Annotated in this window: 22 protein-coding genes; 6 read left to right on the top strand and 16 right to left on the bottom strand. The window is 41.7% G+C overall.

The features are described 5' to 3' along the window. Window positions 1-20: 20 nt before the first annotated feature. The gene (gene ushA / locus ACGF7G_RS07630) at window positions 21-1,679 is read right to left on the bottom strand and encodes a bifunctional UDP-sugar hydrolase/5'-nucleotidase UshA (protein WP_387464546.1); all 1,659 of its coding nucleotides are present in this window, start codon (window positions 1,677-1,679) and stop codon (window positions 21-23) included. Between the two features lie 255 nt (window positions 1,680-1,934). Here ushA and ACGF7G_RS07625 point away from each other — a divergent pair, with 255 nt between their 5' ends. Both ACGF7G_RS07625 and ybaL read left to right on the top strand, forming a co-directional pair. Next, on the top strand, window positions 1,935-3,152 hold the full coding sequence (locus ACGF7G_RS07625; protein WP_387464544.1) for an MFS transporter: 1,218 nt from the start codon (window positions 1,935-1,937) through the stop codon (window positions 3,150-3,152). 241 nt (window positions 3,153-3,393) lie between these two features. Beyond that, a complete protein-coding gene (gene ybaL, locus ACGF7G_RS07620; protein ID WP_387464542.1) occupies window positions 3,394-5,100 on the top strand; it encodes a YbaL family putative K(+) efflux transporter in 1,707 nt (568 codons plus the stop codon). Window positions 5,101-5,314: 214 nt separating this feature from the next. Here ybaL and ACGF7G_RS07615 read toward each other — a convergent pair whose 3' ends face one another. The 10 genes from ACGF7G_RS07615 to apt form a co-directional block, all read right to left on the bottom strand. After that, entirely contained in the window at window positions 5,315-5,926 is a 612-nt protein-coding gene (locus tag ACGF7G_RS07615) for a LysE family translocator (RefSeq protein WP_387464541.1), read from the bottom strand. 967 nt (window positions 5,927-6,893) lie between these two features. After that, window positions 6,894-8,204, bottom strand: a complete 1,311-nt coding sequence (locus tag ACGF7G_RS07610) for an inosine/guanosine kinase (RefSeq protein ID WP_387464539.1) — start codon at window positions 8,202-8,204, stop codon at window positions 6,894-6,896. Window positions 8,205-8,300: 96 nt separating this feature from the next. Next, window positions 8,301-9,404 (bottom strand): LPS O-antigen length regulator Wzz(fepE), encoded by a 1,104-nt coding sequence (gene wzz(fepE), locus ACGF7G_RS07605; RefSeq protein WP_387464537.1) that lies wholly within the window; start codon window positions 9,402-9,404, stop codon window positions 8,301-8,303. 163 nt (window positions 9,405-9,567) lie between these two features. Beyond that, a complete protein-coding gene (hemH, locus tag ACGF7G_RS07600) occupies window positions 9,568-10,557 on the bottom strand; it encodes a ferrochelatase (RefSeq protein ID WP_387464535.1) in 990 nt (329 codons plus the stop codon). Window positions 10,558-10,734: 177 nt separating this feature from the next. After that, window positions 10,735-11,379 (bottom strand): adenylate kinase, encoded by a 645-nt coding sequence (gene adk / locus ACGF7G_RS07595; RefSeq protein WP_387464534.1) that lies wholly within the window; start codon window positions 11,377-11,379, stop codon window positions 10,735-10,737. A 184-nt stretch (window positions 11,380-11,563) separates the two neighbouring features. Further along, window positions 11,564-13,456, bottom strand: a complete 1,893-nt coding sequence (htpG, locus tag ACGF7G_RS07590) for a molecular chaperone HtpG (protein WP_387464579.1) — start codon at window positions 13,454-13,456, stop codon at window positions 11,564-11,566. Window positions 13,457-13,738: 282 nt separating this feature from the next. Continuing rightward, window positions 13,739-14,344, bottom strand: coding sequence for a recombination mediator RecR (gene recR, locus ACGF7G_RS07585; RefSeq protein WP_387464532.1), 606 nt, complete (start codon window positions 14,342-14,344; stop codon window positions 13,739-13,741). Beyond that, window positions 14,344-14,673, bottom strand: coding sequence for a YbaB/EbfC family nucleoid-associated protein (locus ACGF7G_RS07580; RefSeq protein WP_021323842.1), 330 nt, complete (start codon window positions 14,671-14,673; stop codon window positions 14,344-14,346). The genes recR and ACGF7G_RS07580 overlap by 1 nt, the downstream gene beginning before the upstream one ends. Before the next feature lie 55 nt (window positions 14,674-14,728). Then, on the bottom strand, window positions 14,729-16,711 hold the full coding sequence (gene dnaX, locus ACGF7G_RS07575) for a DNA polymerase III subunit gamma/tau (protein ID WP_387464530.1): 1,983 nt from the start codon (window positions 16,709-16,711) through the stop codon (window positions 14,729-14,731). 96 nt (window positions 16,712-16,807) lie between these two features. After that, window positions 16,808-17,359 carry an adenine phosphoribosyltransferase gene (gene apt / locus ACGF7G_RS07570; protein WP_133816052.1) on the bottom strand — a complete coding sequence of 184 codons (552 nt, stop codon included), beginning with the start codon at window positions 17,357-17,359 and terminating at the stop codon, window positions 16,808-16,810. A 143-nt stretch (window positions 17,360-17,502) separates the two neighbouring features. Here apt and priC point away from each other — a divergent pair, with 143 nt between their 5' ends. Both priC and rsmS read left to right on the top strand, forming a co-directional pair. After that, complete coding sequence (priC, locus tag ACGF7G_RS07565) at window positions 17,503-18,045, top strand: primosomal replication protein PriC (RefSeq protein WP_133816051.1); 543 nt, start codon at window positions 17,503-17,505, stop codon at window positions 18,043-18,045. Between the two features lie 21 nt (window positions 18,046-18,066). Next, window positions 18,067-18,234, top strand: coding sequence for a pleiotropic regulatory protein RsmS (rsmS, locus tag ACGF7G_RS07560; RefSeq protein ID WP_074524823.1), 168 nt, complete (start codon window positions 18,067-18,069; stop codon window positions 18,232-18,234). Window positions 18,235-18,352: 118 nt separating this feature from the next. On the opposite strand, the gene ACGF7G_RS07555 is transcribed toward rsmS, so the two are convergent. Beyond that, complete coding sequence (locus tag ACGF7G_RS07555; RefSeq protein WP_387464527.1) at window positions 18,353-18,790, bottom strand: DUF1284 domain-containing protein; 438 nt, start codon at window positions 18,788-18,790, stop codon at window positions 18,353-18,355. Window positions 18,791-18,915: 125 nt separating this feature from the next. On the opposite strand from ACGF7G_RS07555, the gene ACGF7G_RS07550 reads away from it, so the two are divergent. Together ACGF7G_RS07550 and ACGF7G_RS07545 are read left to right on the top strand one after the other, a co-directional pair. Continuing rightward, the gene (locus tag ACGF7G_RS07550; protein ID WP_387464526.1) at window positions 18,916-19,680 is read left to right on the top strand and encodes a hypothetical protein; all 765 of its coding nucleotides are present in this window, start codon (window positions 18,916-18,918) and stop codon (window positions 19,678-19,680) included. A gap of 31 nt (window positions 19,681-19,711) precedes the next feature. Then, window positions 19,712-20,617: a DMT family transporter gene (locus ACGF7G_RS07545; protein WP_387464525.1), complete on the top strand. Its 906-nt coding sequence runs from the start codon at window positions 19,712-19,714 to the stop codon at window positions 20,615-20,617. Here the strand turns inward: ACGF7G_RS07545 and ACGF7G_RS07540 are convergent. From ACGF7G_RS07540 to acrR, 4 genes are all read right to left on the bottom strand, one after another. After that, entirely contained in the window at window positions 20,614-21,162 is a 549-nt protein-coding gene (locus ACGF7G_RS07540; RefSeq protein ID WP_387464524.1) for a biotin transporter BioY, read from the bottom strand. The two genes, ACGF7G_RS07545 and ACGF7G_RS07540, sit on opposite strands and share 4 nt — an antisense overlap. A gap of 38 nt (window positions 21,163-21,200) precedes the next feature. After that, window positions 21,201-21,830: an energy-coupling factor transporter transmembrane component T family protein gene (locus ACGF7G_RS07535; RefSeq protein WP_387464522.1), complete on the bottom strand. Its 630-nt coding sequence runs from the start codon at window positions 21,828-21,830 to the stop codon at window positions 21,201-21,203. Beyond that, complete coding sequence (locus ACGF7G_RS07530; RefSeq protein WP_387464520.1) at window positions 21,827-22,501, bottom strand: energy-coupling factor ABC transporter ATP-binding protein; 675 nt, start codon at window positions 22,499-22,501, stop codon at window positions 21,827-21,829. Before ACGF7G_RS07530 ends, ACGF7G_RS07535 begins: the two co-directional genes overlap by 4 nt. A 414-nt stretch (window positions 22,502-22,915) precedes the next feature. After that, window positions 22,916-23,557: a multidrug efflux transporter transcriptional repressor AcrR gene (gene acrR / locus ACGF7G_RS07525; RefSeq protein WP_387464519.1), complete on the bottom strand. Its 642-nt coding sequence runs from the start codon at window positions 23,555-23,557 to the stop codon at window positions 22,916-22,918. Between the last annotated feature and the right edge of the window lie 56 nt (window positions 23,558-23,613).

The raw sequence follows: 23,613 nt of genomic DNA, 5'->3' as shown, positions 1-23,613 counted from the left end.
ATTCATCACGTTGTCAGGGATTAGTGATAAACAATTTCACCTTTTGGCTCATAATCAGCCGCTTTCAGTGGTGAGTGCTTCTCGATATAGCCTTTTAGAACTTCTGCATCAACAAAACCGGTGTTGACATAGGTTGGGTAATTATCAATACGTGGGTAACCATCACCACCAATAGCGTTAAAATCAAGCATTGCCATGCGGTAAATTTTATTTGGCTCTAATGGTTTACCACCAATTTTTACCTCTTTAACATGTTTACCATCAGCAACCAAGCTGACATTCACGAACTGAGCATAAGCGCCAGAGTCAACTTTCATATTTGCAATCGTCGCCAGATATTGCTCAATTTCGCTGCCTTTCATCTCAACGTAAACCAATGTGTTAGCAAATGGATGCACTTTCAACACATCTTTATAAGTGATGTCGCCTGATTCAATTGAATCACGAATACCACCACCACTCATAATCGCGAAATCAGCATCAGCGCGTTCCATCATGGCAGAAAGAACAACATGGGCCATATTAGTCTGAACAAAACGAACTTTGCTGCGATCACCTTCCAATTTACCGTCAATAGAACCCACTTTTAAACCAAGCTGTTTATCACCTTTATCCTGATAAGGCGTCAGCAACTTCATCATTTCCGGGTTTTGAGCAATTTCATGAGTGTAGTAAACTCGTTCAGCAGAACCCTCTTCCTTTTGCACTTTCTTCTTGAGATTAATGGGGATCAACTGATAGTGAGTCAGCTTTAATTCACCATTACGGAACTGGAAATCAGCACGACCAACATATTTGCCCCACTCGTGAGCCTGAACAATCCAAGTGCCATTCTGGCGATCAGGCGAACATGGCGTTCCTGGTACATAATCGATCTGTTTGTAATTTTTATTTTCCGCAGACATACAGACCGGATCTTGTGAGTGACCACCTACAATCATATCCAGATAACCCGCCGGCAAACTGCGTGCCATTTCAACATCACCCGGTGCGTTGGAGCCATGATTACCGTTGTCATAGTGTCCCATATGCGTTGCCGCAATAATGACATCGGGTTTTTCATTTCTTTTCAGTTCCTCAACCACCATTTTAGCTTCTGTAGCGGGAACACGAAATTCAACATCAGGGAAATTAGCAGGATTGCCGATTTTTACCGTATCATCAGTCGTCAAACCGATAACCGCAATTTTCACACCCTGTTTATCAAAAATGGTATAAGGCTTGAACAAACGTTTACCGGTGCTGGTCTTGTAAATATTGGCCGCAAGGAATGGAAAATTTGCCCATTTTTCCTGTTGACGCAACACTTGCAAAGGATTATCAAACTCATGGTTACCCAACGCCATTGCATCATAGCCCACCAGGTTCATACCTTTAAAATCAGGCTCCGCATCTTGCAAATCGGACTCTGGTACGCCGGTATTAATGTCTCCGCCGGAGAGCAGTAATACACTACCGCCTTTTTTAGCGATTTCCTGACGAATTTCATCAACTACCGTTTTTTGCGCAGCCAAACCATATTCGCCGTAGTCGTTATGCCAAAAATGACCATGATGGTCATTTGTGTGCAAGATAGTAATGTCATAGGTTTTGTCTTTCTCCCATGCATTTGCCATTGCTGGAAGTAGTGTCATAGAAACAACCAAAGCACAAGCTGAGGTTTTAAACGAAAACGTCATGGTATATCTCCATGTTTTTTTTAGTGAATTGCCATGCAAAAACAGCTTCAGAAGCTAACAAGGCGGGATTAATTGATCATCCTATGGGATAGGTCACTTAATGTGATTATTAGAACATGATTCGTTTCATCTTTTCGAGCATCTTATCAAACTATTATCTGGGATAGTAAAAAATCAACTATCAGCCTAATATATATTTCAGTGCAACAAATAACCAATGAACTTACTTCCAAATGAGACAGGCTGGCAGTTAATATGAGTGAACAAAGCAACACCACCATAGTTCCACCTCATGCAAGAAAAACCAAGAATACCGTTTTTACTATTCTTGGTGCGATCAGTATTTCACACTTGTTGAATGATATGATCCAATCGTTGATTCTGGCGATTTATCCTTTACTGCAATTAGAGTTCAACCTGAGTTTCGTGCAAATCGGCATGATCACGTTAACCTATCAGATTACTGCGTCTTTATTACAACCACTGATAGGTCTTTATACTGATAAACATCCACAGCCCTATTCATTACCCATTGGGATGAGTTTTACCTTATCCGGCCTGTTACTGCTAGCCTATGCTGACAGTTTCCCAATAATCTTATTAGCATCTGCATTAGTTGGCACCGGCTCTTCAGTATTCCACCCTGAATCGTCGCGCGTAGCACGCATGGCATCCGGAGGTCACCACGGGCTGGCTCAATCTCTTTTTCAAGTCGGCGGTAATTTTGGCACTTCCCTCGGGCCTTTGCTGGCGGCTGCGTTTATCGCACCTTATGGTAAAGGCAACGTCGGCTGGTTCTCTCTGGCTGCGTTACTAGGAATTGTCGTGTTGTTGCAGGTCAGTAAATGGTACAAGGCCCAAAATCATACCAAAAAAAATCAAACCAAAACTGCCCCGGCGGTTAAAGTTTTATCAAGAAAAACAGTGATCATTTCTCTGTCTATTTTGCTGATCTTAGTATTTTCCAAATATTTTTATCTCACCAGTATCAGCAGCTATTACACTTTTTACTTAATACACAAGTTTGGCATTTCCGTACAAAACGCCCAGTTTCATCTGTTCATCTTTTTATTTGCAGTTGCAGCAGGGACCATCATTGGCGGACCTGTTGGTGATAAAATCGGCAGAAAGTACGTTATCTGGATCTCAATCCTTGGTGTTGCACCTTTTACATTGATTCTGCCTTATGCTTCTCTGTACTGGACAAGCATTCTGTCAGTGATTATTGGTGTGATTCTGGCATCCGCGTTTTCTGCAATCCTGGTATATGCTCAGGAGCTTATTCCGGGTAAAACCGGGATGATATCCGGCCTGTTTTTCGGACTAGCTTTTGGTATGGGAGGTATTGGCGCCGCGGTACTGGGTTACATTGCGGACAGGACAAGTATTGAACTGGTTTATCAGATTTGTGCTTTTCTGCCGTTACTTGGAATATTTACCACACTATTACCTAATATAGAAGATAAGAACTAGAAAAATCGCCAAACTGCACCACATAAAATTTATTTTTTATGTGGGCATGACCTTTATATACCTCATAAATGTTCAAACAAATTAATAAAAATCGATGTTACGGGTAATTTAATCCTTTCAATCCATATTTTTTGATGTTTTATTCATTTTTTTAGCGAATTTACCTCGAATTATCTATAAAATACGGTTACACCTACCTCTTCACTATTCTATTTAATAGCCTCAGTAAGAAGGAGTTTTAATGGAGCATTCGACACCACTTATCACCACTCTCGTTGGCGGGTTCGTCCTCGCTTATCTGCTTGGTATGCTGGCACAACGTCTAAAAATCTCACCACTGGTTGGTTATCTTACCGCCGGTGTACTCGCGGGTCCTTTCACCCCCGGTTTTGTCGCTGACGCATCACTGGCACCGGAACTGGCCGAAATTGGTGTTATCTTACTCATGTTTGGTGTCGGACTGCATTTTTCACTCAAAGATCTGCTGGCAGTAAAATCCATTGCTATCCCCGGCGCTATTGCACAAATACTGGTAGCAACACTGCTTGGTGTCGGGCTATCGGCAATACTGGGTTGGGAGTTATTTAGCGGGATTGTCTTTGGTCTCTGCCTGTCAACCGCCAGTACTGTCGTTCTGTTACGAGCGCTGGAAGAGCGTCAACTGATCGATAGCCAACGAGGTCAGATAGCTATCGGCTGGCTGATTGTTGAAGATCTGGCTATGGTACTAACGCTGGTATTACTGCCTGCGGCTGCCGGTATTCTGGGTAATCATGACGCCAATGTCGGGCAGTTGATTATGGAACTCGCCATTACCGTCGGAAAAGTTATCGCGTTTATTCTGCTGATGATTGTTGTTGGCCGCCGTCTAATTCCGTGGCTACTGGCAAAAACTGCCAGTACCGGCTCCAGAGAACTATTTACCCTTGCCGTACTGGTTATCGCCCTCGGTATCGCTTATGGTGCCGTTACGCTATTTGATGCCTCATTCGCGCTGGGTGCATTCTTCGCCGGTATGGTACTAAACGAGTCAGAACTCAGCCACCGTGCTGCTCAAGATACACTGCCACTCAGAGACGCTTTCGCTGTTCTATTCTTCGTATCCGTTGGTATGCTGTTTGATCCGATGGTACTGATTCAGCAACCACTTGAGATACTGGCAACACTGGCAATTATCATTATCGGTAAATCTGCCGCTGCAATGTTGCTGGTAAAGATGTTCGGTCATTCACGCCGTACGGCGCTGACGATTTCGGTCAGTCTGGCACAAATCGGTGAATTTGCCTTTATTCTGGCTGGTCTTGGCGTTGCACTTGGCCTGCTTGACGGAAATGCCCGTAACCTTGTTCTGGCTGGCGCGATTGTTTCTATCATGCTGAACCCAGTTCTGTTTAGCCTGCTGGATCGTTATTTGGAAAAAACAGAAACCATTGAAGAACAGCTATTGGAAGAAACGCTGGAAGAAGAGACGCAAATTCCTGTCAATATCTGTGGTCACACTATTGTTGTCGGTTACGGACGCACGGGTAGCTTGCTATGCCAACGCTTGCAGGAAAATGGGTTCCCTCTGGTTGTTATTGAAAATACCAGAGCCAAATTTGAGGAACTGGGTGAACAAGGTATCAGTGCAGTCATGGGTAACGCGGCCAGCAAAGACATTATGTCACTGGCGCGCCTGGACTGTGCTTGTTCCTTGTTATTGACCATCCCTAATGGTTATGAAGCAGGTGAGATTGTCGCCAGTGCAAGAGAAATCCGCCCGGATATTAATATTATTGTCCGTGCTGACTATGATGACGAAGTTACCTATATCACGGAGCGCGGAGCTAGCCATGTGATTATTGGCGAACACGAAATTGCCAAAACAATGGCAAATGTGCTGATAAACGGTGAGCAAGGTTATCCGGTTGAACCTCCGCCAGTATCGCCCTTTTTTCCATCACTGTGAGGAAATAGCCGTCGATAGCTGACAATGGAATAATTTCCTATTCATAACCGAGTTGGGTCATGACCTTTATCATATGATATATTCCATGACCCATTTTATTCAAATTTAAAACAGAAAAAATCAAACACAAATTCAACAGCCTCCAATATCTTCTTGAATAAATATTCTTTTTCAAAAAATTAATAGGAAAACAATATCAAATCTCAATATTACATCAGAGATATAACATACCCTTAATTGAGGAGTAAAACATGGAGAATGAGAAAACGGATAGTACTAAAGAAGCAAAACGATAAAACAGATTAGGTTTTAAACGACCAGCTTCCTGTCCTTCCCGATATAATATTTTTCCTACTCCCGTCCAAATCAGGGAAACGGGTAACAATGCACAAACAAAAGTTGTCATGGAAAAGATATAATCTACCCACTGAGTGAACGCAGTAAAAGGCAAGACATAGGTAGCAAATACAAAAGCCTTGGGATTAAGCAAAGTGGTAAACAACACAATACTGAAACAGACTTTCACCCCATTTTTGCTTAATGAAAAATGCCAGACTTTAAAAGCTAAATAAGCAATGTATGTTGAAGCACAAAGCTTTAAAACTAATATCAACCATATGAAAGTCTGAGGAATTATGGATAACAATAATCCCCATAAACTAATTGCGGTTAGATAACCCAACATCTCAGCCAATACCAACCTGAGTGTGCTAATAAAACCATGTGAATATCCAGATAATACTAAAAGGGTATTTGTCGGCCCAGGCATCATTAAGACCATTGTCAACATACCAGCAATTTTCACATAATCATAATAACTACTCATAGTATCCTTAGATAATAATTTATCATTTAAAGTATATATAGAACCCTTAGTATAAGTTCTATCATATACTTCTTTTTTTAAAAATTAACAATATAAAATCATGGTCATTAAATGCTATTACTTTCTCATTCCAACTATTAACCAATACTAAAAATATATTTATCAGCCATGAAATGGCTAAGTCCATAATCACCATCCTGTCAATTTTAATATAAAAGAACAACCTCTAATAATATCTTTATACAATAATTCATCATTCAAATTATATATAAAACCCTTAGTGAAAACCCCATTATATAATAATTTTTTCTAAAGTTAACAATATGAAATTATAGTTATTAAATGCTTTATTTTCTCTTAACAGCTATTAACCTCATCTTTTGTTCGAATGTTAATAATCTCAATGATTTCAACTCAACAACAAACAAGGCTGAAAAAAACCTTTCCCAATATCGGCATAAAAGTCAAATAATTACAACAGACAATAAATATTTTTCTGAATGATCTTTATAAATTACTAAGGCATATCTAAAGCTGCCCATCGAAACTAGAATAGAAAAAATCTAATCCATGTACTGATACTATGCGTAAAATATGAAATGAAGAGTTGCATTATAGAATATCTCATCTCCAATCCATATATAACTAATATCATTTCAATATATGACTCACAAAGGAATAATTCCTATCCGATTATTTTGATTCTAATTAGTAAAATCAATAATTGAAAGATCAACCACTAATAATTTTAAAAATTGTGATTTTAGTTAAGGTTCACCTTTAGCCAATCCCCTCTGAAATAAGTAGTAAGATTAAGGAGATACATTCAAAGAAAAAACCATTATCTTTAATAAAGTAATTCTTGCCTACTATTCACAATTGTACCAAATGATTTCATACCTAAATTTAAATGCACCGCATTAACTTATACGGTGCTGAAATATAATATATTAATATGATTTAAATATTACCGTTCCCAGTAAGACTCTTCCAAACTATCTTCTTTTTCTGGTAAACCACGGCTTAATCGTGGCGAATGCTGACTCAATACCTGATAACTCACTCTGTTTGCATATTTACAAACCTGAGCAAGTGATGAATATGTCAGGTAAGTACGAATATGCTTACTGGAATTAGGCACATTCATTCTGTGATGGTTGTTAGCGGTTATATCATGCAATAAAGCAGATAAAGCACCATCACCCGCACCATTAGTATTCATAATTTTTTCTGGCCCCCCCATATAAGGTTCAATATGGGAGTAAACTTTCATTGGAGTTTGGCAATCAGATTTTCGCATAGCGCGGCTAAATTCATAACGGTTAAATTCAGCAATAGCACCTGGCAGCAGTGGGTGAGTTGTCTGACGCTTATAATCTTTTTCCGTATACCCCGCCATATATAATCCCGCAGGACCCGCGGTACACAAAACTAAATCGACCCAATCCAGAGCCATATCTGACGCCAATAGCGGATCACTGAAACCAGTAAGCTCATAAGCTTCATCTTCATTCATTGCCAGAACAGAAATATTCTCAACCAGAAAATCGCGCCACCATTGTGGATCATCAGCAATAACATATTTTGTCCCCAAAGTCAGAACAACAGGTACACTGTGTTTTTTCGCATATTCGATGGCTTTCATTGTCGCTTCTGGCATTGGTTCCCCAGGCTTGCAACGAACCAAATAAGCGGTTAATACCAAGGCTGAAGCTTCAGCGATAATCTGCTCAGGAATACTCTCCGGTTTTAGTTGGTTCATTTGTCCAGGACTAATGGCAAAAGTCCGTTCACCATTTTCTGTCACCAGCGTAAAACAGCGGCCAATTGCGCCGTCCACACCTTGTAAATAATTTAGATCAGTTCGACTAGAGGTGTTACATAAGTAGCGGTAAGCATAGCTGCCAATCTGAATGTTATTACACATCGCGCCCAGTAAAACGGAGCGATCATCAGCCAGCACTGAATAATTATGTAAAGTATTACCGATCGTGCCACCAGCAAATTCGTGGCTGATAAGATTGTTATCCGTCAGTTCTCTATACAAGGTTTCAGCTACATCATCTTCAATAACTAATGAATGTCCCTGGCTGAGGTGATAACGCCGGATAAAATCTTCGTCTACTTTCGCCTCAATATCCACTAATGTCTGATCGATACCAACAATATAAGCTCGGTTATTCTCACCATCCATCATTTCTTTAATTGGCTGGAGTAAAGGATCACGCAGACTGACAGGAAAATAGTGTTTTGATTTACGTTTACCAGGGAATTTCATATTTGATTAATGCTATAACGCCAAAAGATGCAGCATGTTAGCACAATAAAAACTGACAGGCAGCAAGTGTCATTGCAACACCGGCTGCCAGAAAGATTAAGCCACTTGCTGACGACTGCGCGCCACGTGACGAATCAGAACAAACATTACCGCCAGGATCAAACCGATAAAGGCACTGCCTACCAAGATAAGCAGACGTTTAGGCGAATCTTTCTTCGTTGGTTCATAAGGTGCCTGCATATATTTAAATGGCTGGAAGTTAACTTTATCTATTTTAAGTGATTTAAGTTCGTTTATATAGAACATGCGGTTACGTAAATCACCATCAATCAAGGATGGATCTTTGATCTCTTCTGTAATTTGCAGCTTACGTTGTAATGCATCAGCGCCCAAAGCAATGGAATAATCTGGATCGTCTTTGATCATTGCTCCTTCGCTGGAAATAGGCTTTTTAATTCCTGCTGAATTGGCGATAGATAATGAATATTTCAATCGCTCAATATTAGCTCTTTGTATATTTTGAACACGGTTCAAATCAACTGCATACAAACCTTCAGAGTAGGCAAGCTTCTGTTTAACCATATCTCTCAATTCACTTTCCAACCGCTCATGAACAACAGATGACACATACCCGATATAGCCATTTAGCAGGTTATATGCATCCTCAGCGGTTCCGGCACTGAAAGTCAGTTTAGTTTCACCATTTTCATCATCTTTTTCCACTTTTGAAGAAGATGAAATATTATTATTTACAATCTTTTCAATAAGTTTTCTTTTTGCAAGTGGTGAATGATCATCTGATTCAGCTATCAGATTTTTAAAATATTCTGTATTAATCAGATATTCTTCCCGTAAAACACGTGAATTAAAATTATTTAAAAAATTATTATACAGTAATGATGAAGTTACCGATGGTTGTAAACTTAAAACCTCAAATTTAGTCAGGATATTTTTAAGTGGCTGTATTTCTTCAAGTTGAGGTTGAATAACTGAAGCTGAACTAGTCCATTTTTGTGGCATAAAAAATGCCGTTGTAAAACCAATGACAGCAAAAATGATAGTAACAGCAATAATCAATAACTTTGATTGAAATAAAACAGAGAATAACTCAAACAAATCAATTTCATCGTCTTGTTTTGAATTATAATAATTAAAATATTCTTCACTAGAGTTAGGGCTTTTAATCGGTTTAATACTCATTATTTATGTCCAAATTCAAATATGACTGTTGCTAACTATTCTACAAAACATCATCCCACAGAGCCCTCAGTTTATATCCTGAAAAACCGGGCGAAACAGCTCGGATAGATAGACTCCCACATGAGAATATATCATTAAAGAGTCATTTAATCCTAATGATAGATTAATTGTATATACTATTCGTTTTGCTTCCAACAAGCCCGCTCACCAACGCTTCCAGCAGAAAAATATGATTACTATTGTCGTTAAGCGCAGGAATATATTCACATTTCTGCCCACCAGCATTAAGAAATATCTCTTTATTCTGCTGTTTTATCTCTTCCAACGTTTCCAGACAATCGGACGAAAAGCCGGGGCAAAGTACCTGAATATGCTTTATTCCCTGATCAGGTAATGATTTCATGGTTTGATTAGTGAATGGCGTCAACCAAGGTTCACGACCAAACCGCGACTGATAAGTCATCATTACCTGCTCTGCCGGATAGTTAATTGTCTGCTTTAGCAACCGGGTTGTTAACTCACACTGTTCAGAATAAATATCACCTGTATCAACAAAACGCCGTGGAATACTATGGTAGGAAAATAGTAGTCTGTCCGGTTTGCCATGTTCATGGAAACTCTGCTCAATAGTCTCTTTCAATGCAGAAATATAAGCAGGATGGTCAGCATAACTACGGATAAAGTGAATTCCAGGAATAGTGCGGTATTTCTGCAATACTTTGCTGACACCATCAAACACAGCCGCAGATGTAGAACAGGAATACTGAGGATAAAGCGGCAAGACAATCAATTGCTCAACACCCTGTTTGAGCAGATTGTCAATTGCCTGCTCAAGCGATGGAGAACCATAACTCATTCCCAATTCAACAGGAATTTCTGCCAGTTTTTTTGCCAACAATTTCTGCTGACGACGGCTATATACTAACAGAGGAGAACCTTCATCAGTCCAGATTTTCTGGTACAACTTTGCCACACGTGAAGAGCGGAAAGGCAAAATAACGCCATATAGTATTGGAATCCAGATAAACCTGGAAAAATCGACAACCCTTTTATCGCTCAGAAACTCAGCTAAGTAACGCTTTATAGCCACCGTTGTCGGCTCATCAGGAGTGCCAAGATTAACTAATAAAACGCCATATTTACCGCTGCTCATTATGCCGATTCCCTATTGTCTTCTCTGGTGAGAACCCTAACACAATAAAATACAGATGAAAATCATGTTTATCCATCAAGACAATAAATAAAAACCAACTGATTTACCTGAAATAGTAAAGAAATAATATCAGATAAGGCAGCTTACAAGCCGCCTTTTAAACATCACTAAGGTTGATTAATCCAGAATTTTGACTAATTCTTCACTAACTTCAGATACCTTGCGAGTACCATCAATTCTGAAATATTTAGTATCACCTGCTTCAGCTTCTTTCTGGTAATAAGATACCAAAGGAGCAGTCTGTTGATGATATTCAACTAAACGTTTACGCACGATATCTTCATGATCGTCTTTACGAATAGTCAGATCTTCACCGGTAACATCATCCTTATTTTCCACTGCCGGTGGATTAAATTTGAGGTGATAAACACGGCCAGATGGCGCATGTACACGGCGCCCAATGATACGTTCGATAATCAGTTCATCAGGAACATCGAATTCCAAGACATAATCAACATGAATGCCGGCCTCTTTCATTGCATCAGCCTGAGGAATGGTACGAGGGAACCCATCCAACAAGAAGCCATTGTGACAATCATCTTGTTTGATGCGCTCTTTTACCAAAGCAATAACCAGTTCATCAGTAACCAGCTTACCATTATCCATCAATTCTTTGGCTTTTAAGCCCAATTCTGTGCCAGCCTTAACCGCAGTGCGCAACATATCACCGGTAGAAATTTGAGGGATCCCATATTTCTCCATGATAAATTGCGCCTGAGTCCCTTTACCGGCGCCCGGAGCGCCCAGCAGAATAATACGCATTGCGTAAGTCCCCTTGCTAGTTAGTTTTTATATTTGTCAGAAAACGAGTCACCATACCATTTGGAATGGGGTTCGCTCAAGAAAACAGGGAAACGATTTCGTGATATTTTTTTGCAAAAAATAAACCACGCCCCATCTCACTATCAGAGGCGTGGTTTACAATCATTACCAAAAAATAATTAAATCAAGCTTTTTCAGACAGTAATAGCTGATTCATACGGCGAATAAACTGGTTTGGATCTTCCAATGTGCCACGTTCAGCAAATAATGCCTGATCGAGCAGCAGTTCAACCCAATCCGAGAATTGAGCTTCATCATTGATATCAGCAGCCAGTTTTACCAATTGATGATCAGGATTCAATTCAAAATTGTATTTAACGTCCGGCACTTGTTGACCAGCCGCAGCAAACAATTTCGCCATCTGAGTACTCATTTCATCCGCATTTGTTGTCACAATTGCCGGAGTATCTGTCAGACGGTGAGTCAATTTAACCTCTTTTACCCGGTCGCCAAGTAATGTTTTCACACGCTCAACAAACGGCTCCAGCTGTTTATCAATTTCTTCCTGTTCAGCTTTGTCTTCATCTGCCAGTTTATCCAGAGATTCATCAGCTTTACTGACTGACTGGAATTTCTTGCCATCAAACTCAGTAAGGTATCCCATCATCCATTCATCAATACGCTCTGACAGCAGCAAAACTTCAATACCTTTCTTACGGAACAGCTCCAGATGAGGGCTATTTTTCGCCGCAGCATAACTGTCCGCAGTGATGTAGTAAATCTTATCCTGACCTTCGGTCATCCTACTGACATATTCTTCCAAAGAAACTGTTTGCGCAGAACTGTCATTATGAGTAGAAGCAAAGCGCAACAATTTAGCGATAGCTTCTTTATTTGTATTATCCTCTGCCGGACCTTCTTTCATCACCAGACCAAACTGCTGCCAGAATTGCTGATATTTTTCTGCGTCATCTTTCGCCAGCTTATCCAGCATCTGCAATGCCCGTTTGGTCAACGCATTACGTAAATTACGGGTAATAGAATTATCTTGCAGAATTTCACGGGAAACGTTCAGCGGCAAATCATTGGAATCAATCAGGCCACGAACAAAACGCAAATAATTTGGCATAAACTGTTCTGCGTCATCCATGATAAACACGCGCTGGACATACAATTTCAGCCCGTGCTTATGCTCACGGTTCCACATATCCCACGGTGCCTGGGAGGGAATATAGAGCATACTGGTATATTCCTGTTTACCCTCTACGCGGTTATGGCTCCAGATCAACGGATCAGTAAAATCATGAGAAATATGTTTGTAGAACTCTTTATATTCTTCATCTGTAATTTCAGATTTACCACGAGTCCACAAGGCCTGAGCTTTATTAATCTTTTCCCAGGTTACTGTATCTTCTTCGCCCTCTTCTTCGCTCTTATTTTTAGTTTCAATTTCAACTGGCAGAGCAATATGGTCAGAGTATTTACTGATAACAGAACGCAAACGCCAGTCATTCAGGAAATCATCTTCCCCTGCACGTAAATGAAGGGTGATCTCTGTACCACGAGTTTCTTTTTCAATATCAGCGACAGTGTAATCGCCTTCACCAGCGGATTCCCAAAATACACCCTGATCAATTGAAGCACCGGCAGCACGGGTACGTACCGTGACTTTATCAGATACAATAAAGGCAGAGTAAAAACCAACACCAAATTGACCAATTAACTGGCTGTCTTTAGCCTGATCTGAACCAATAGACTCCAGGAAAGCTTTTGTTCCTGATTTAGCAATAGTGCCAAGATTGTCGATGACTTCATCACGGGTCATACCAATGCCATTATCACTGATCGTGATAGCTCTCTTTTCTTTATCAAGAGAGAGGCGAACGCGCAGTTCACCATCACCTTCATAAAGTTCTGGAGCAGATAATGCGCGGAAACGTAATTTGTCAGCCGCATCAGAAGCATTTGAGATTAACTCACGAAGGAAAATCTCTTTATTGGAATAAAGTGAATGGATCATTAATTGCAGAAGTTGTTTTACTTCAGACTGAAATCCACGGGTTTCCTGACCTTTCATACTCATTTGTTACCTCAATCTAAATCCAGTTCAGACAGATAAAATCAGACGATAGTATGCAGATGGGGATAAATAAGCCGGGTTTCAAGTTTGATTATTCAAAAGAGTATCAAATAATGCGAATAAGTTAGATATTTAAATAGGTTATAACCATAGCGGAATGAATTGAGAGGCGAGCGCCACATAAATGCAGCGCCTCAACGTCTTTACGATTTAATCTATACGGGGTATACAACCGTATTCTTTTCCAGCCAGATAAAACGGTAAGACATTGACAGAAAATCAATACGTAATCTTCTGCCGCCCAGCAAGTGAATGCGACAAAGTTGTACCATCTACCATTTCAAGCTCACCACCAACCGGTACACCATGAGCAATGCGGCTTGCTGTTACACCATACTGAACGCATATTTCTGCGATATAATTAGCCGTCGCCTCTCCCTCCACTGTCGGATTAGTCGCCAGAATCACCTCTGAAATCTCTTCTGTAGAGAGACGGTCTTCAAGACGATCCAAACCAATATCCATCGGGCCAATGCCATCCAATGGAGATAGATGCCCCATCAGCACAAAGTAGCGCCCGGCAAACTGCCCAGTTTGTTCAATAGCATGAATGTCCGCAGGGCTTTCAACCACACAAATCTGGTCATTTTGCTGACGGCGTGGATTAGCGCAGATCGTGCACTGCTCCTGCTCGGTAAAAGTCCGGCAATATTTACAGTGTCCAATTTCCGACATCGCCCTTGTCAAGGCCTGAGCCAAACGCATTCCACCACTGCGATCACGCTGTAACAGATGAAAAGCCATCCGCTGCGCAGATTTGGGGCCAACTCCTGGCAAGCAGCGTAATGCTTCCATCAAGGATTCAAGGAGAGGACTGGTTTGCATCAGAATGGCATCTTAAAACCTGGTGGCAGTTGCATTCCGCTGGAAACACTCGCCATTTTCTCTTTCTGAGTTTCTTCAATACGGCGGGCTGCGTCATTGAATGCAGCCGCAATCAGGTCTTCCAGCATCTCTTTGTCATCTTCCATCAGGCTTGGATCAATCTCAACACGACGGCAATTATGAGCACCATTGATAGTCACTTTAACCAGACCTGCGCCAGATTCACCTGTCACTTCCAGATTGGCAATCTCTTCCTGCATTTTCTGCATCTTGTCCTGCATTTGTTGGGCTTGTTTCATCAAATTGCCCAAACCACCTTTACCAAACATAGTTTTCTCTCTTCGCTATGGCTACATCGTACAACAGGTACAGATTGCAGCGCGGTTAGACCGGCCGGATACTCTCTTCATCCAGTGCAGCATCAAATACCTGCCGCAATGTCTGAATCGTCTTATCCGCAATAATTGATTGGCGAGCTTGTGCCAATTTTTCTTCATAAATGGCTTGTCGCCACTCCAGTGGAGTTTTCTCCTCCGGATTATCATCTTCAATAATGCTGAATTCAATCGTCACACCGTACAACTCGCTTAAAGCCTCCGCTAATGATTTTTGTGCAAAAGCGGAATTAAGATGACGCTGATTCGAACGCAGGTGTAAACAGATATTATTAACACTAATCTGCTCTTTAAACGCATTTAATGCTAATTGTTGCACCAGTTTAGGAATTTTAAGTTTATCAACTTCCGCAGCCCATGCATCTCTTTGTTTGGACTCTTCAGCTAATTTTTCTGCCAGCTCCTGCGTTTTTTCATGCTCCAGAGCCGTCCTTAAAGCCTTTGGCGTAGCGACATGGGTTTCTGGTTTTTCTTCAATATTCTTGGCTCGCCAACGGTAAGCCTCTTTTTTCTCAGGTTTTTCTTCCTGTATTTTATTAGCTATTGATGACTGAGGTCGCTGCCCTGACACTGCGGCAATCCGTTCCAGTGCCGAGGTTGCCGGCCTCGCCTTAACAGACGTAGCCGGTTTAGGCTTTTTTGGTGGCGTTTGCTCTTGTTGCCGGGATAACACACTCCTTGCTTTCAGCAACTGCGCTGTCGGGCTTGATGCAAGTGCCTGAGGTATCTGAGGTTCTGGCTGAGAAACGCTGTCCACCGGTACTGGCTCATCAATAGGGTAAGCGGATGGCGTATTGCCCTGATTATGTTGCGGCTGTGCTGCAACTGATGGGATAGCCGCAGGATGTCCATGCACAACCGGTGCAGCAACCTCTTCAATGACTGTTTTTGGATGAAATGCCAAAGCCCTGAACAGCGCCATTTCAACACCCATCCTGCGTTCCGGTGCATACGGCAAGTCTCTACGACCAATCAATAGAGTTTGATAATAAAGTTGCAAATCTTCCGGTGAAATTGCTTTTGCCAATATTCGCAAACGGCCTTCAATTGAAGAGGAAGCGATTTCTGATTGAGAAGGTAATAGTTGGATCATTGCAATACGATGCAATAATGAAAGAATCTCTACCAACAAATTCTCCCAATCAGCCCCCCGTGAAGCAGCTTGTTCCACCAACGCCATAACCTGTTGACCGTCAGCCCGAATCAATGATTCTATAATTGATAACGGCTGTTCATCATCCAACGTTCCCAACATCAAGCTGACTATTTCAGTTGTTACCTGTCCTTGTCCCATCGCGATAGCCTGATCTGTCAGACTCAAAGCATCACGCATACTGCCATCAGCCGCACGAGCCAGAAGCTGACGGGCACGGCTGTCACTCTCCAGATGTTCAGCTTTAAGAATATGTTCGAGCTGATCGCTTATCTGATCAACATTCAGCGCTTTGAGGTGAAACTGCAAACAGCGGGAAAGGATAGTTACCGGTAATTTTTGCGGATCAGTGGTTGCCAGTAGAAATTTCACATGCTCAGGTGGCTCTTCCAGCGTTTTCAATAATGCATTGAAGCTGTGGCGGGAAAGCATATGCACTTCATCAATCAGGTAGACTTTGAAACGCCCACGAGCTGGAGCATATTGTACGTTATCTAGCAATTCGCGCGTATCTTCAACTTTAGTACGAGAAGCTGCATCAATCTCAATGAGATCGACAAATCGCCCTTGTTCAATTTCAAGGCAATTAGCACATTTACCACAAGGCTTATCAGTAATACCTATTTCGCAATTTAACCCTTTGGCAAACAAACGGGCAATCGTCGTTTTCCCGACACCTCTGGTACCGGAAAATAGGTAGGCATGATGGAGCCGGCCATGGGAAAGACCATTAGCCAGCGCAGTCAAGACATATTCCTGACCAATCACATCAGAAAATATTTGTGGACGCCACTTACGGGCAAGTACCTGATAGCTCATTGATACCGGGAAAATTGAATATAATTGGGTACCATGCTAACACAGCCCCACTACAGACAGCGAGGCCGATATATCAGTAATACGAAAATAAGCAGATTAATGACCAGGGAATTCCAGTAGAGTGAAGCTGTTCACGCCTTGTTTTTGCAGGCGTTCACTCCCCCCCAAATCAGGTAGACCAATAACAAAGGCAGCTTCAAAAACTTCACCATCTAAATGACGAATTAAGCGAACAGTTGCCTCAATAGTGCCACCCGTTGCCAGCAAATCATCAATAACCAACACCTTATCACCTTCTTTAATGCTGTCCTTATGTATTTCCAGTGTATCGGTGCCATACTCTAAATCGTAAGTTTCACTCAATGTTTCACGAGGTAATTTGCCTGCTTTACGGACAGGGATAAAACCAACACCGAGACGCAATGCAACTGGCGCTCCGAATAGGAAGCCACGCGCCTCAGTGCCAACAATTTTTGTGATGCCTTTGTCCTGATATCGCTCTACCAGAAGATTAATTGTTGCCTGGTAGGCAAGAGGAGTGTCCAATAAGGTCGTGATATCACGAAAAAGAACCCCCAGTTTAGGATGATCAGGAATAGTTTCAATACTGTCTTTAATAAATTGCAGTTGCTGCGCGTTTGCGGTCATAATCGGTGCCGGTAAGTAGAACACGAGAGTGCTAAAATCTATGCAAACTGATAAAAAAAAGCAACCGATGAACATGCATCAACCTATTTTTTATCGTTTCTGGTTAATTCTTCTTCACAAAACATAACCATTGTAGGGTATAAATGAGTACGCAACCGTTATTAAATTTACTCGAAAAACAAGTCAATATACTGGCGGAAGAGCTCACACCTTTGGCAGACATCCCATTTTTTACTGCCCGGTTTGATCAAACTTTATTTAACCGGCGCAGCGATAAACTCCGTGGTTATCTGCAAGAAGTCAGACATAACATGGAACAACTCAAAGAGTGTGTTCAAGATAACCGAACGGAACAAGTCGCATTTCTGACCGAGCGTTTAGTTGCTCAAATGGAAGCATTAAAGCGTGAATTGTCTACTCAATCACTGCGAAAAAAAGAGAGCAGATTCGAACATAAACAACAAGCTACTGACCTGTATCACAAACTGGCTGAACATCAGGATTATGAGCGCCGTCTGCTCGCAATGATCAATGATCGAGAGCTAAGATTGAATCAACAAACTACACTGAGTAATCAACAAAAAATACAGAAAGAAATCGCAGCATTAGCCGGAAGGCTAGCACGTTGCCGCCAATCTCTGACGCGAATTGAAAAATCAATCGAATATAAAGAGAACATGGATTAACGACTCAGATGAGGAAGTTTTATGTCAGTCGAACACGCACCACCTGAAGTTCAGCTTGCTGTTGATCTGATCTATCTGTTGGAATGCAATGAAATTGCGCCCGAAATTGCACTCGCTGCACTGGAAATAGTCAAACACGACTATCAAGCTAAGTTAGCGAAGCAGTCACAATCTACGAAGGAATATTGAGCGATTTATTACAAACACCTCGTAGATACTTTGTCGATACTGTAAAAGATCTACATTAGTTAGTCTTAGAATTTGCTCTCACGCACTCGATCAGCCTTTGCAAAATGGCTTGATGTCGTCATTCATTCTTTCCATTGCTGAGTTTAAGAAACGTTGAAGCATAATCGTCCGCAGCGATTCGAGTGCAAAGCTGCTCCCATTCACAGCCTACACAGGCAGCTCTTACGATCCTGCGGTTAAAAGCCCATCTAGCTTGTTTTAAATAGGTTTCGTCGAGCCTCAGTGTATGACCTACTTCAACTGGTCGGCCCATCAGAGCACCAACAGCCTCCAAAGCATGACTATCCCGGATAATAACGCTCTTTCCCAAACAATGAGGCTCATCTTCTCCAAGCAAAGGAGCACAGATGTCGTCCGGTCCTTCCACAATCAGAATATCTTCGTTCTGAATTCGAGGAATAATCTTATTGTAGTTTTCAATAAAGCCGGGGGAATATCCATTGCCCGCATAGGTAAGAATACACAAGAGGTGATGCCCCCTCAGAGATATTGTCATTGTTGCGTTCCTGAGTGTGGAGTGCAGCCAAGTGTTGTATTATTATACAATTAATGTTATATGATTGACACTGACCTTCAATAGATCAATTTTTCTAATATAAAATGGGCTAGGAATCGGCAATTATGTCGTCAAGGTGGGCATCAAACGAGCTTGTCAAATTATCATCAGAAAGCTTGCAGGCAATCATGGATAACAAGATTCCGGCGGTAATGATAGATAATTTCGCAACTACAGAGGAATCAGTACAGCTTTCTGCGGCAATACTGAGCATGAAGGCAAAACAATATGAATTCGGAAAGCCAGGATTTTATTTGGGAAATCCACTCACTCATTATCGTGATCGCCCAAAAGAAGAATATTTTGCTCAAGTTGTCGCCGCTGAACAAGAACGCGCTCATGTGATCAATCAAGCTTTTGATCCGGTTGATAGGTTCATACGACGCATCAATCACGATACAAATTTCAGCATTTCGATCGCGCAAGAACCAGGGCTTGGCCCCTATTTTGCCGGTATCGTTCGTATTATCTCTGGTGGTTCAGATCTGCATGTGGACTACGCCCCCACTTTTGCAAAAGGAAATTTGGCCATTGGTGATGTATCAACGCAACTCGCCTGGAACCTCTATGTTTTGTCTCCCTCACAAGGAGGGGAAACAGTAATCTATAATCAACCATTCAAGAGTACTATCGTTGATAAAACATATAAGCCATATGATAGTTCGCTATTGGCTGATTGCGAATTTTTCACTTTCCGACCTCAAGTTGGTTCTGTCGTCATTTTTAACACCTGTAATCCTCACATCGTCCTGCCTGCGAACGGCAATCGGATTGCAACCGGCTCCTTCATCGGTCTGTTAAATGAGAAAAATCTGATCTTATGGTCGTGATATATTTCAATAAGGTGCTTGGAATCTGAGCATGAAGATCGCTTTTTCTTACTCTACCGTTGTTCTATATGTTGTGACGATCATCACGGGGGGAACATCCTGGTATGCAGCAAAACTGCAATTAACTGATGTTTCACCGGTAATATCCCTGATTTACCGTTTTGGATGTGCGTCGGTATTGTTACTTCTGATTACCGCTATTTCACGGGAGAGACTCACATATACCTGGCGTGAACACCTCTCTTTCGCTGCACTTGGCGCGTTCGGGTTCGCTGTCGCATTCTTACTGATTTACAAGGCTGCGGCTTTAATCACCACCGGACTAATCGCCCTTACCTATTCTTCGGTCATATTATTCAACTCTGTCAATGCAATTCTCTTCCTACGGCAATCAATTTCATGGTCAGTTCTAGTAGGTGCTATGGCCGGTCTGACTGGGATAATTTTGGTCTTCAGCCCGGAGTTTTTAAATAATGAATGGAATTGGACGGGATTTGGTTACGCTATCGCAGCAACTCTCGCATTCTCATTCGCCAACATTTCCGCAGTTCAGTTACAGAGAAAGGGGGTCACGGTTCTCCCAATGACAGGTATTTCTATGGGATATGGCGCCGTATTCTTGTTCAGTTATGCCTTTTTAACCAAACAAACGTTTGACTTTGATCTATCTCCAACCTACGTAACATCTCTGTTCTATTTAATCCTGTTTCCTTCGGTAATTGGGTATACAACATATTTCGCCGTCGTCGGTCGTTTGGGTGCAGAACGAGGAGCCTATACAATGCTTCTCGTTCCGCTTGTAGCCTTAGCAATCTCCAGTGTCACAGAGGGCTATCGTCCAACCATTTGGGCCATCATCGGTACAACCATGATACTTGGCGGCAACTATTGGGTGATCACCGCCAAGTATCAGCCCACCGTAAAGACTGACACCTAAGAACGTGGTTCAAGAGTCGGGTAAGCCCGACGAACAGTTTTCGCAATTAAAATAACCAGTACGATTTTGATAATATCCCCCGGCATGAACCCAATCGAACCTATGGCTGCTTGCCAAAAGCTGATTTTGGCAAATGCTGCAACCCACGGAAGACCGATCGCGTAAACAATCACAATGCCACCAAAGACAAGAAATACAGCTTCTTTAAAGGCATTTAGCTTTATAAGATTCCACTCATACAAATAGCCGATAACAAAAGCTGCAATCGGCCATGCCAAAACAAAGCCGCCGCTTGGACTGAAAAATACCCCCAATCCCCCCATACCTCCAGCCATTACCGGTAATCCAACTGCAACAAGAACACAAAAGAGCAACAATGCCAGCCCACCCCGTTTCGCACCAGCAATAGCGCCGGCAAGCATTGCTCCCATTGATTGTGCTGTTATCGGAACACCCACAACGGGAAGTGCCAGTGGTGGGAATAAACCCAGTGCTGCCGTTAGCGCGGCAAATAGTGCTATATAAACAATATCTTTCGTGGACATTTAATCCCCCTTTTTTCGATAAAGCCACAAACCAGGCTTTATTTGCTGCTCGATTTCTTTCTCTCAAACCCTGGATCGTAGGACCGGGCTTCAATAGCAGCAGAAATATCGTCTGCCATTTTGAGAGTTCGCACGATAACGGGAACGGCTATTGCTATGACACTCTTATCGAGACCTCTTGCTTTCTGCGCCTCCCGGACTTCTTCTGTAATTGACACGAGAACAGGGATAAACCGCAAAGCAAGCGATAGAGCCAAACTCACTTTTCCTGGATTGATTCTAAAATAGTACAACCACCAAAGCCCCTTTTCCAATGCGTAGATCATGTCAGAGGAACGAGTAGTAAGGGTGACAAGCGAGGCTAACAGCAAGAGTGAGGCAAGGCGAACTACCACAAGTACACCTATTGTCCAGTGATGTAGAAGCGCTTGGACTATAAAAATAAGCGCGAAGATCCACATCGCCGGTCGTAACTGTGCCCAGACAGTTCTTAATGAGATTCTGGCTAACAAGTATAAAAGTACGATACCTGCCAACGCTGCAATAGAAAGATCGATACGCGGAACGATAAAGAGTAATGTTCCCAGAATGAGCAAAGAAATAATTTTGAATCCAGGACTCACTCGATGCACAAATGATGAACCAGGTTCATAACCAGACAGGCTCATGACATCATCCTTACATATTCAGGAATAGCCACAGAGGGAATGTCATCGACAACCACTTGGCCATCATCAAAAACGAGCACGCGGTCAAACCCCGCCAAAAACTCAAGGTCATGAGAAACTACGATCACAGTTTGAGATAATTTATCGATTGCTTCAGCAACACGGCGCTTGTTTCGTAAATCCAGTAAAGTCGTAGGCTCATCGAAAATGATGTAAGCGGGCTCCATCACGAGAACACCAGAAATTGCAAGGAGTTGTTTCTGGCCGCCACTTAAAAGATGGGCTGGATGCTCCCTAAATTCAAGTAAGCCATATCGTGAAAGCGCCTCTTGCGTTCTTTGTTGAATTATTTCCTTGGTAAAACCGAGATTTTTCATTCCAAAGGCCAAATCTTCTTCAACAACTGGAAAAACAATCTGATTGTCAGGATTTTGGAATACAAAACCAACCTTGCGCCGGATTGCTTTACCCTCCGTTCTGGTGTTCAGCCCATCCACCAAAACATCACCACATTTCGGTACCAACAATCCATTAAGAAGACGCGCAAATGTGCTCTTGCCGCAACCATTGCTACCTATGATGGCAATTCGCTTTTCCTTCAGCTGCAAATTTAGCTCTTTCAATACCACACGCTCACCATAAGCATGTGTTACATTTCGTATTTCCAGCATAGGTGGTTATCCCTCAACAATTGTGACCAGCTATATAACACGGTACCAACTCAGCACTCTATCTGACTGCAAAATCCGTAGGACAAATTCAACCAACGCACTGACTTCAATACTTTAAAACAACACAACTCATTGATATTAAATAATTTAATCCACTTACACTGAATTTAAATAATACATTTTACTTAGACAAAATCTTCAAAATTTGCTTTAAGTTATAGTTTTTTGGTCACTATCCTACAAGGCCAGCAACAACAATATTCGATATTAGAAACAATTTCGGCCCAGTTCCTAAACTTTATTCCTTGTATATATGAAGTAGATAAACAAAAGAGCATAAGATAATGACTTTTAACCATTACCCGCATTGTTAGCAATTACCAAAATAGAATTTAACTCTATTATTCTGGTTTTTCATTTTTCTGTGATTTTCATATGCTCACTACATTTAAGCATATCAATAAAACTATCCACTAACGATTCCGCTTCTTTCTGAATATCAAAACTATCTGGTGCAAATAACCAATTCTCCAGCAAACCCGTTATCAATCCTCTCAGCATGATAGCAGCTCGCCGCAGATTAAGATTATAAGGAAGCTGACCTGATGCAATACAGCCGGAAAGTGACTCTTCAATACGAACATAGTCTGCAACACACAGCTCTTGACGAACTGCCACCAAAGCAGACATTTCACCAACAAACTCACATTTGTGGAAAAAAATCTCCATCAATAGCCGGTTCTTCGGGTCGTCAACGACCGATGTCAGGATATGAATTATTAAAGTTCTTAAAATCAGGAGTGGATTATTAGGATATTTTCCTTGATACTCTTTTTCTAATTGGTCAATCTTGGAATCTGTTATTCTACAAGCTTCGGAAAACAGGTCTACTTTATTTTTAAAGTGCCAGTAGATTGCACCTCGGGTTACTCCAGCCGTTGTGGCAATATCTGTCAGTGAAGTAGCAGAGACACCGCGCTCAGAAAACTCTTTTATAGCTGCGTCTATAATCTGTTGCCGGGTCTCCTCAGCCTGTTGTTTAGTTTTTCGTGCCATATACTCTGTTTTTAACCTGAAGCTGATTTACATACATTCATGTATGTTTGTATTAT

The sequence above is a fragment of the Photorhabdus sp. RM323S genome, assembly GCF_042879375.1.
GTDB lineage: Bacteria > Pseudomonadota > Gammaproteobacteria > Enterobacterales > Enterobacteriaceae > Photorhabdus > Photorhabdus tasmaniensis.
The sequence above is the reverse complement of the archived record's forward strand: the minus strand, read 5'-3'. Positions and strand labels throughout refer to the sequence as shown.

What these genes read in the sequence shown, in the direction of transcription:
- ACGF7G_RS07580 (WP_021323842.1), bottom strand. Translation starts at nt 14,673, where the DNA reads ATGTTTGGTAAAGGTGGTTTGGGCAATTTGATGAAACAAGCCCAACAA.
- recR (WP_387464532.1), bottom strand. Translation starts at nt 14,344, where the DNA reads ATGCAAACCAGTCCTCTCCTTGAATCCTTGATGGAAGCATTACGCTGC.
- ACGF7G_RS07610 (WP_387464539.1), bottom strand. Translation starts at nt 8,204, where the DNA reads ATGAAATTCCCTGGTAAACGTAAATCAAAACACTATTTTCCTGTCAGT.
- ybaL (WP_387464542.1), top strand. Translation starts at nt 3,394, where the DNA reads ATGGAGCATTCGACACCACTTATCACCACTCTCGTTGGCGGGTTCGTC.
- hemH (WP_387464535.1), bottom strand. Translation starts at nt 10,557, where the DNA reads ATGAGCAGCGGTAAATATGGCGTTTTATTAGTTAATCTTGGCACTCCT.
- ACGF7G_RS07550 (WP_387464526.1), top strand. Translation starts at nt 18,916, where the DNA reads ATGTCGTCAAGGTGGGCATCAAACGAGCTTGTCAAATTATCATCAGAA.
- ACGF7G_RS07555 (WP_387464527.1), bottom strand. Translation starts at nt 18,790, where the DNA reads ATGACAATATCTCTGAGGGGGCATCACCTCTTGTGTATTCTTACCTAT.
- dnaX (WP_387464530.1), bottom strand. Translation starts at nt 16,711, where the DNA reads ATGAGCTATCAGGTACTTGCCCGTAAGTGGCGTCCACAAATATTTTCT.
- ACGF7G_RS07545 (WP_387464525.1), top strand. Translation starts at nt 19,712, where the DNA reads ATGAAGATCGCTTTTTCTTACTCTACCGTTGTTCTATATGTTGTGACG.
- acrR (WP_387464519.1), bottom strand. Translation starts at nt 23,557, where the DNA reads ATGGCACGAAAAACTAAACAACAGGCTGAGGAGACCCGGCAACAGATT.
- ACGF7G_RS07535 (WP_387464522.1), bottom strand. Translation starts at nt 21,830, where the DNA reads ATGAGCCTGTCTGGTTATGAACCTGGTTCATCATTTGTGCATCGAGTG.
- ACGF7G_RS07615 (WP_387464541.1), bottom strand. Translation starts at nt 5,926, where the DNA reads ATGAGTAGTTATTATGATTATGTGAAAATTGCTGGTATGTTGACAATG.
- rsmS (WP_074524823.1), top strand. Translation starts at nt 18,067, where the DNA reads ATGTCAGTCGAACACGCACCACCTGAAGTTCAGCTTGCTGTTGATCTG.
- ACGF7G_RS07530 (WP_387464520.1), bottom strand. Translation starts at nt 22,501, where the DNA reads ATGCTGGAAATACGAAATGTAACACATGCTTATGGTGAGCGTGTGGTA.
- ACGF7G_RS07625 (WP_387464544.1), top strand. Translation starts at nt 1,935, where the DNA reads ATGAGTGAACAAAGCAACACCACCATAGTTCCACCTCATGCAAGAAAA.
- ushA (WP_387464546.1), bottom strand. Translation starts at nt 1,679, where the DNA reads ATGACGTTTTCGTTTAAAACCTCAGCTTGTGCTTTGGTTGTTTCTATG.
- priC (WP_133816051.1), top strand. Translation starts at nt 17,503, where the DNA reads ATGAGTACGCAACCGTTATTAAATTTACTCGAAAAACAAGTCAATATA.
- htpG (WP_387464579.1), bottom strand. Translation starts at nt 13,456, where the DNA reads ATGAAAGGTCAGGAAACCCGTGGATTTCAGTCTGAAGTAAAACAACTT.
- ACGF7G_RS07540 (WP_387464524.1), bottom strand. Translation starts at nt 21,162, where the DNA reads ATGTCCACGAAAGATATTGTTTATATAGCACTATTTGCCGCGCTAACG.
- adk (WP_387464534.1), bottom strand. Translation starts at nt 11,379, where the DNA reads ATGCGTATTATTCTGCTGGGCGCTCCGGGCGCCGGTAAAGGGACTCAG.
- apt (WP_133816052.1), bottom strand. Translation starts at nt 17,359, where the DNA reads ATGACCGCAAACGCGCAGCAACTGCAATTTATTAAAGACAGTATTGAA.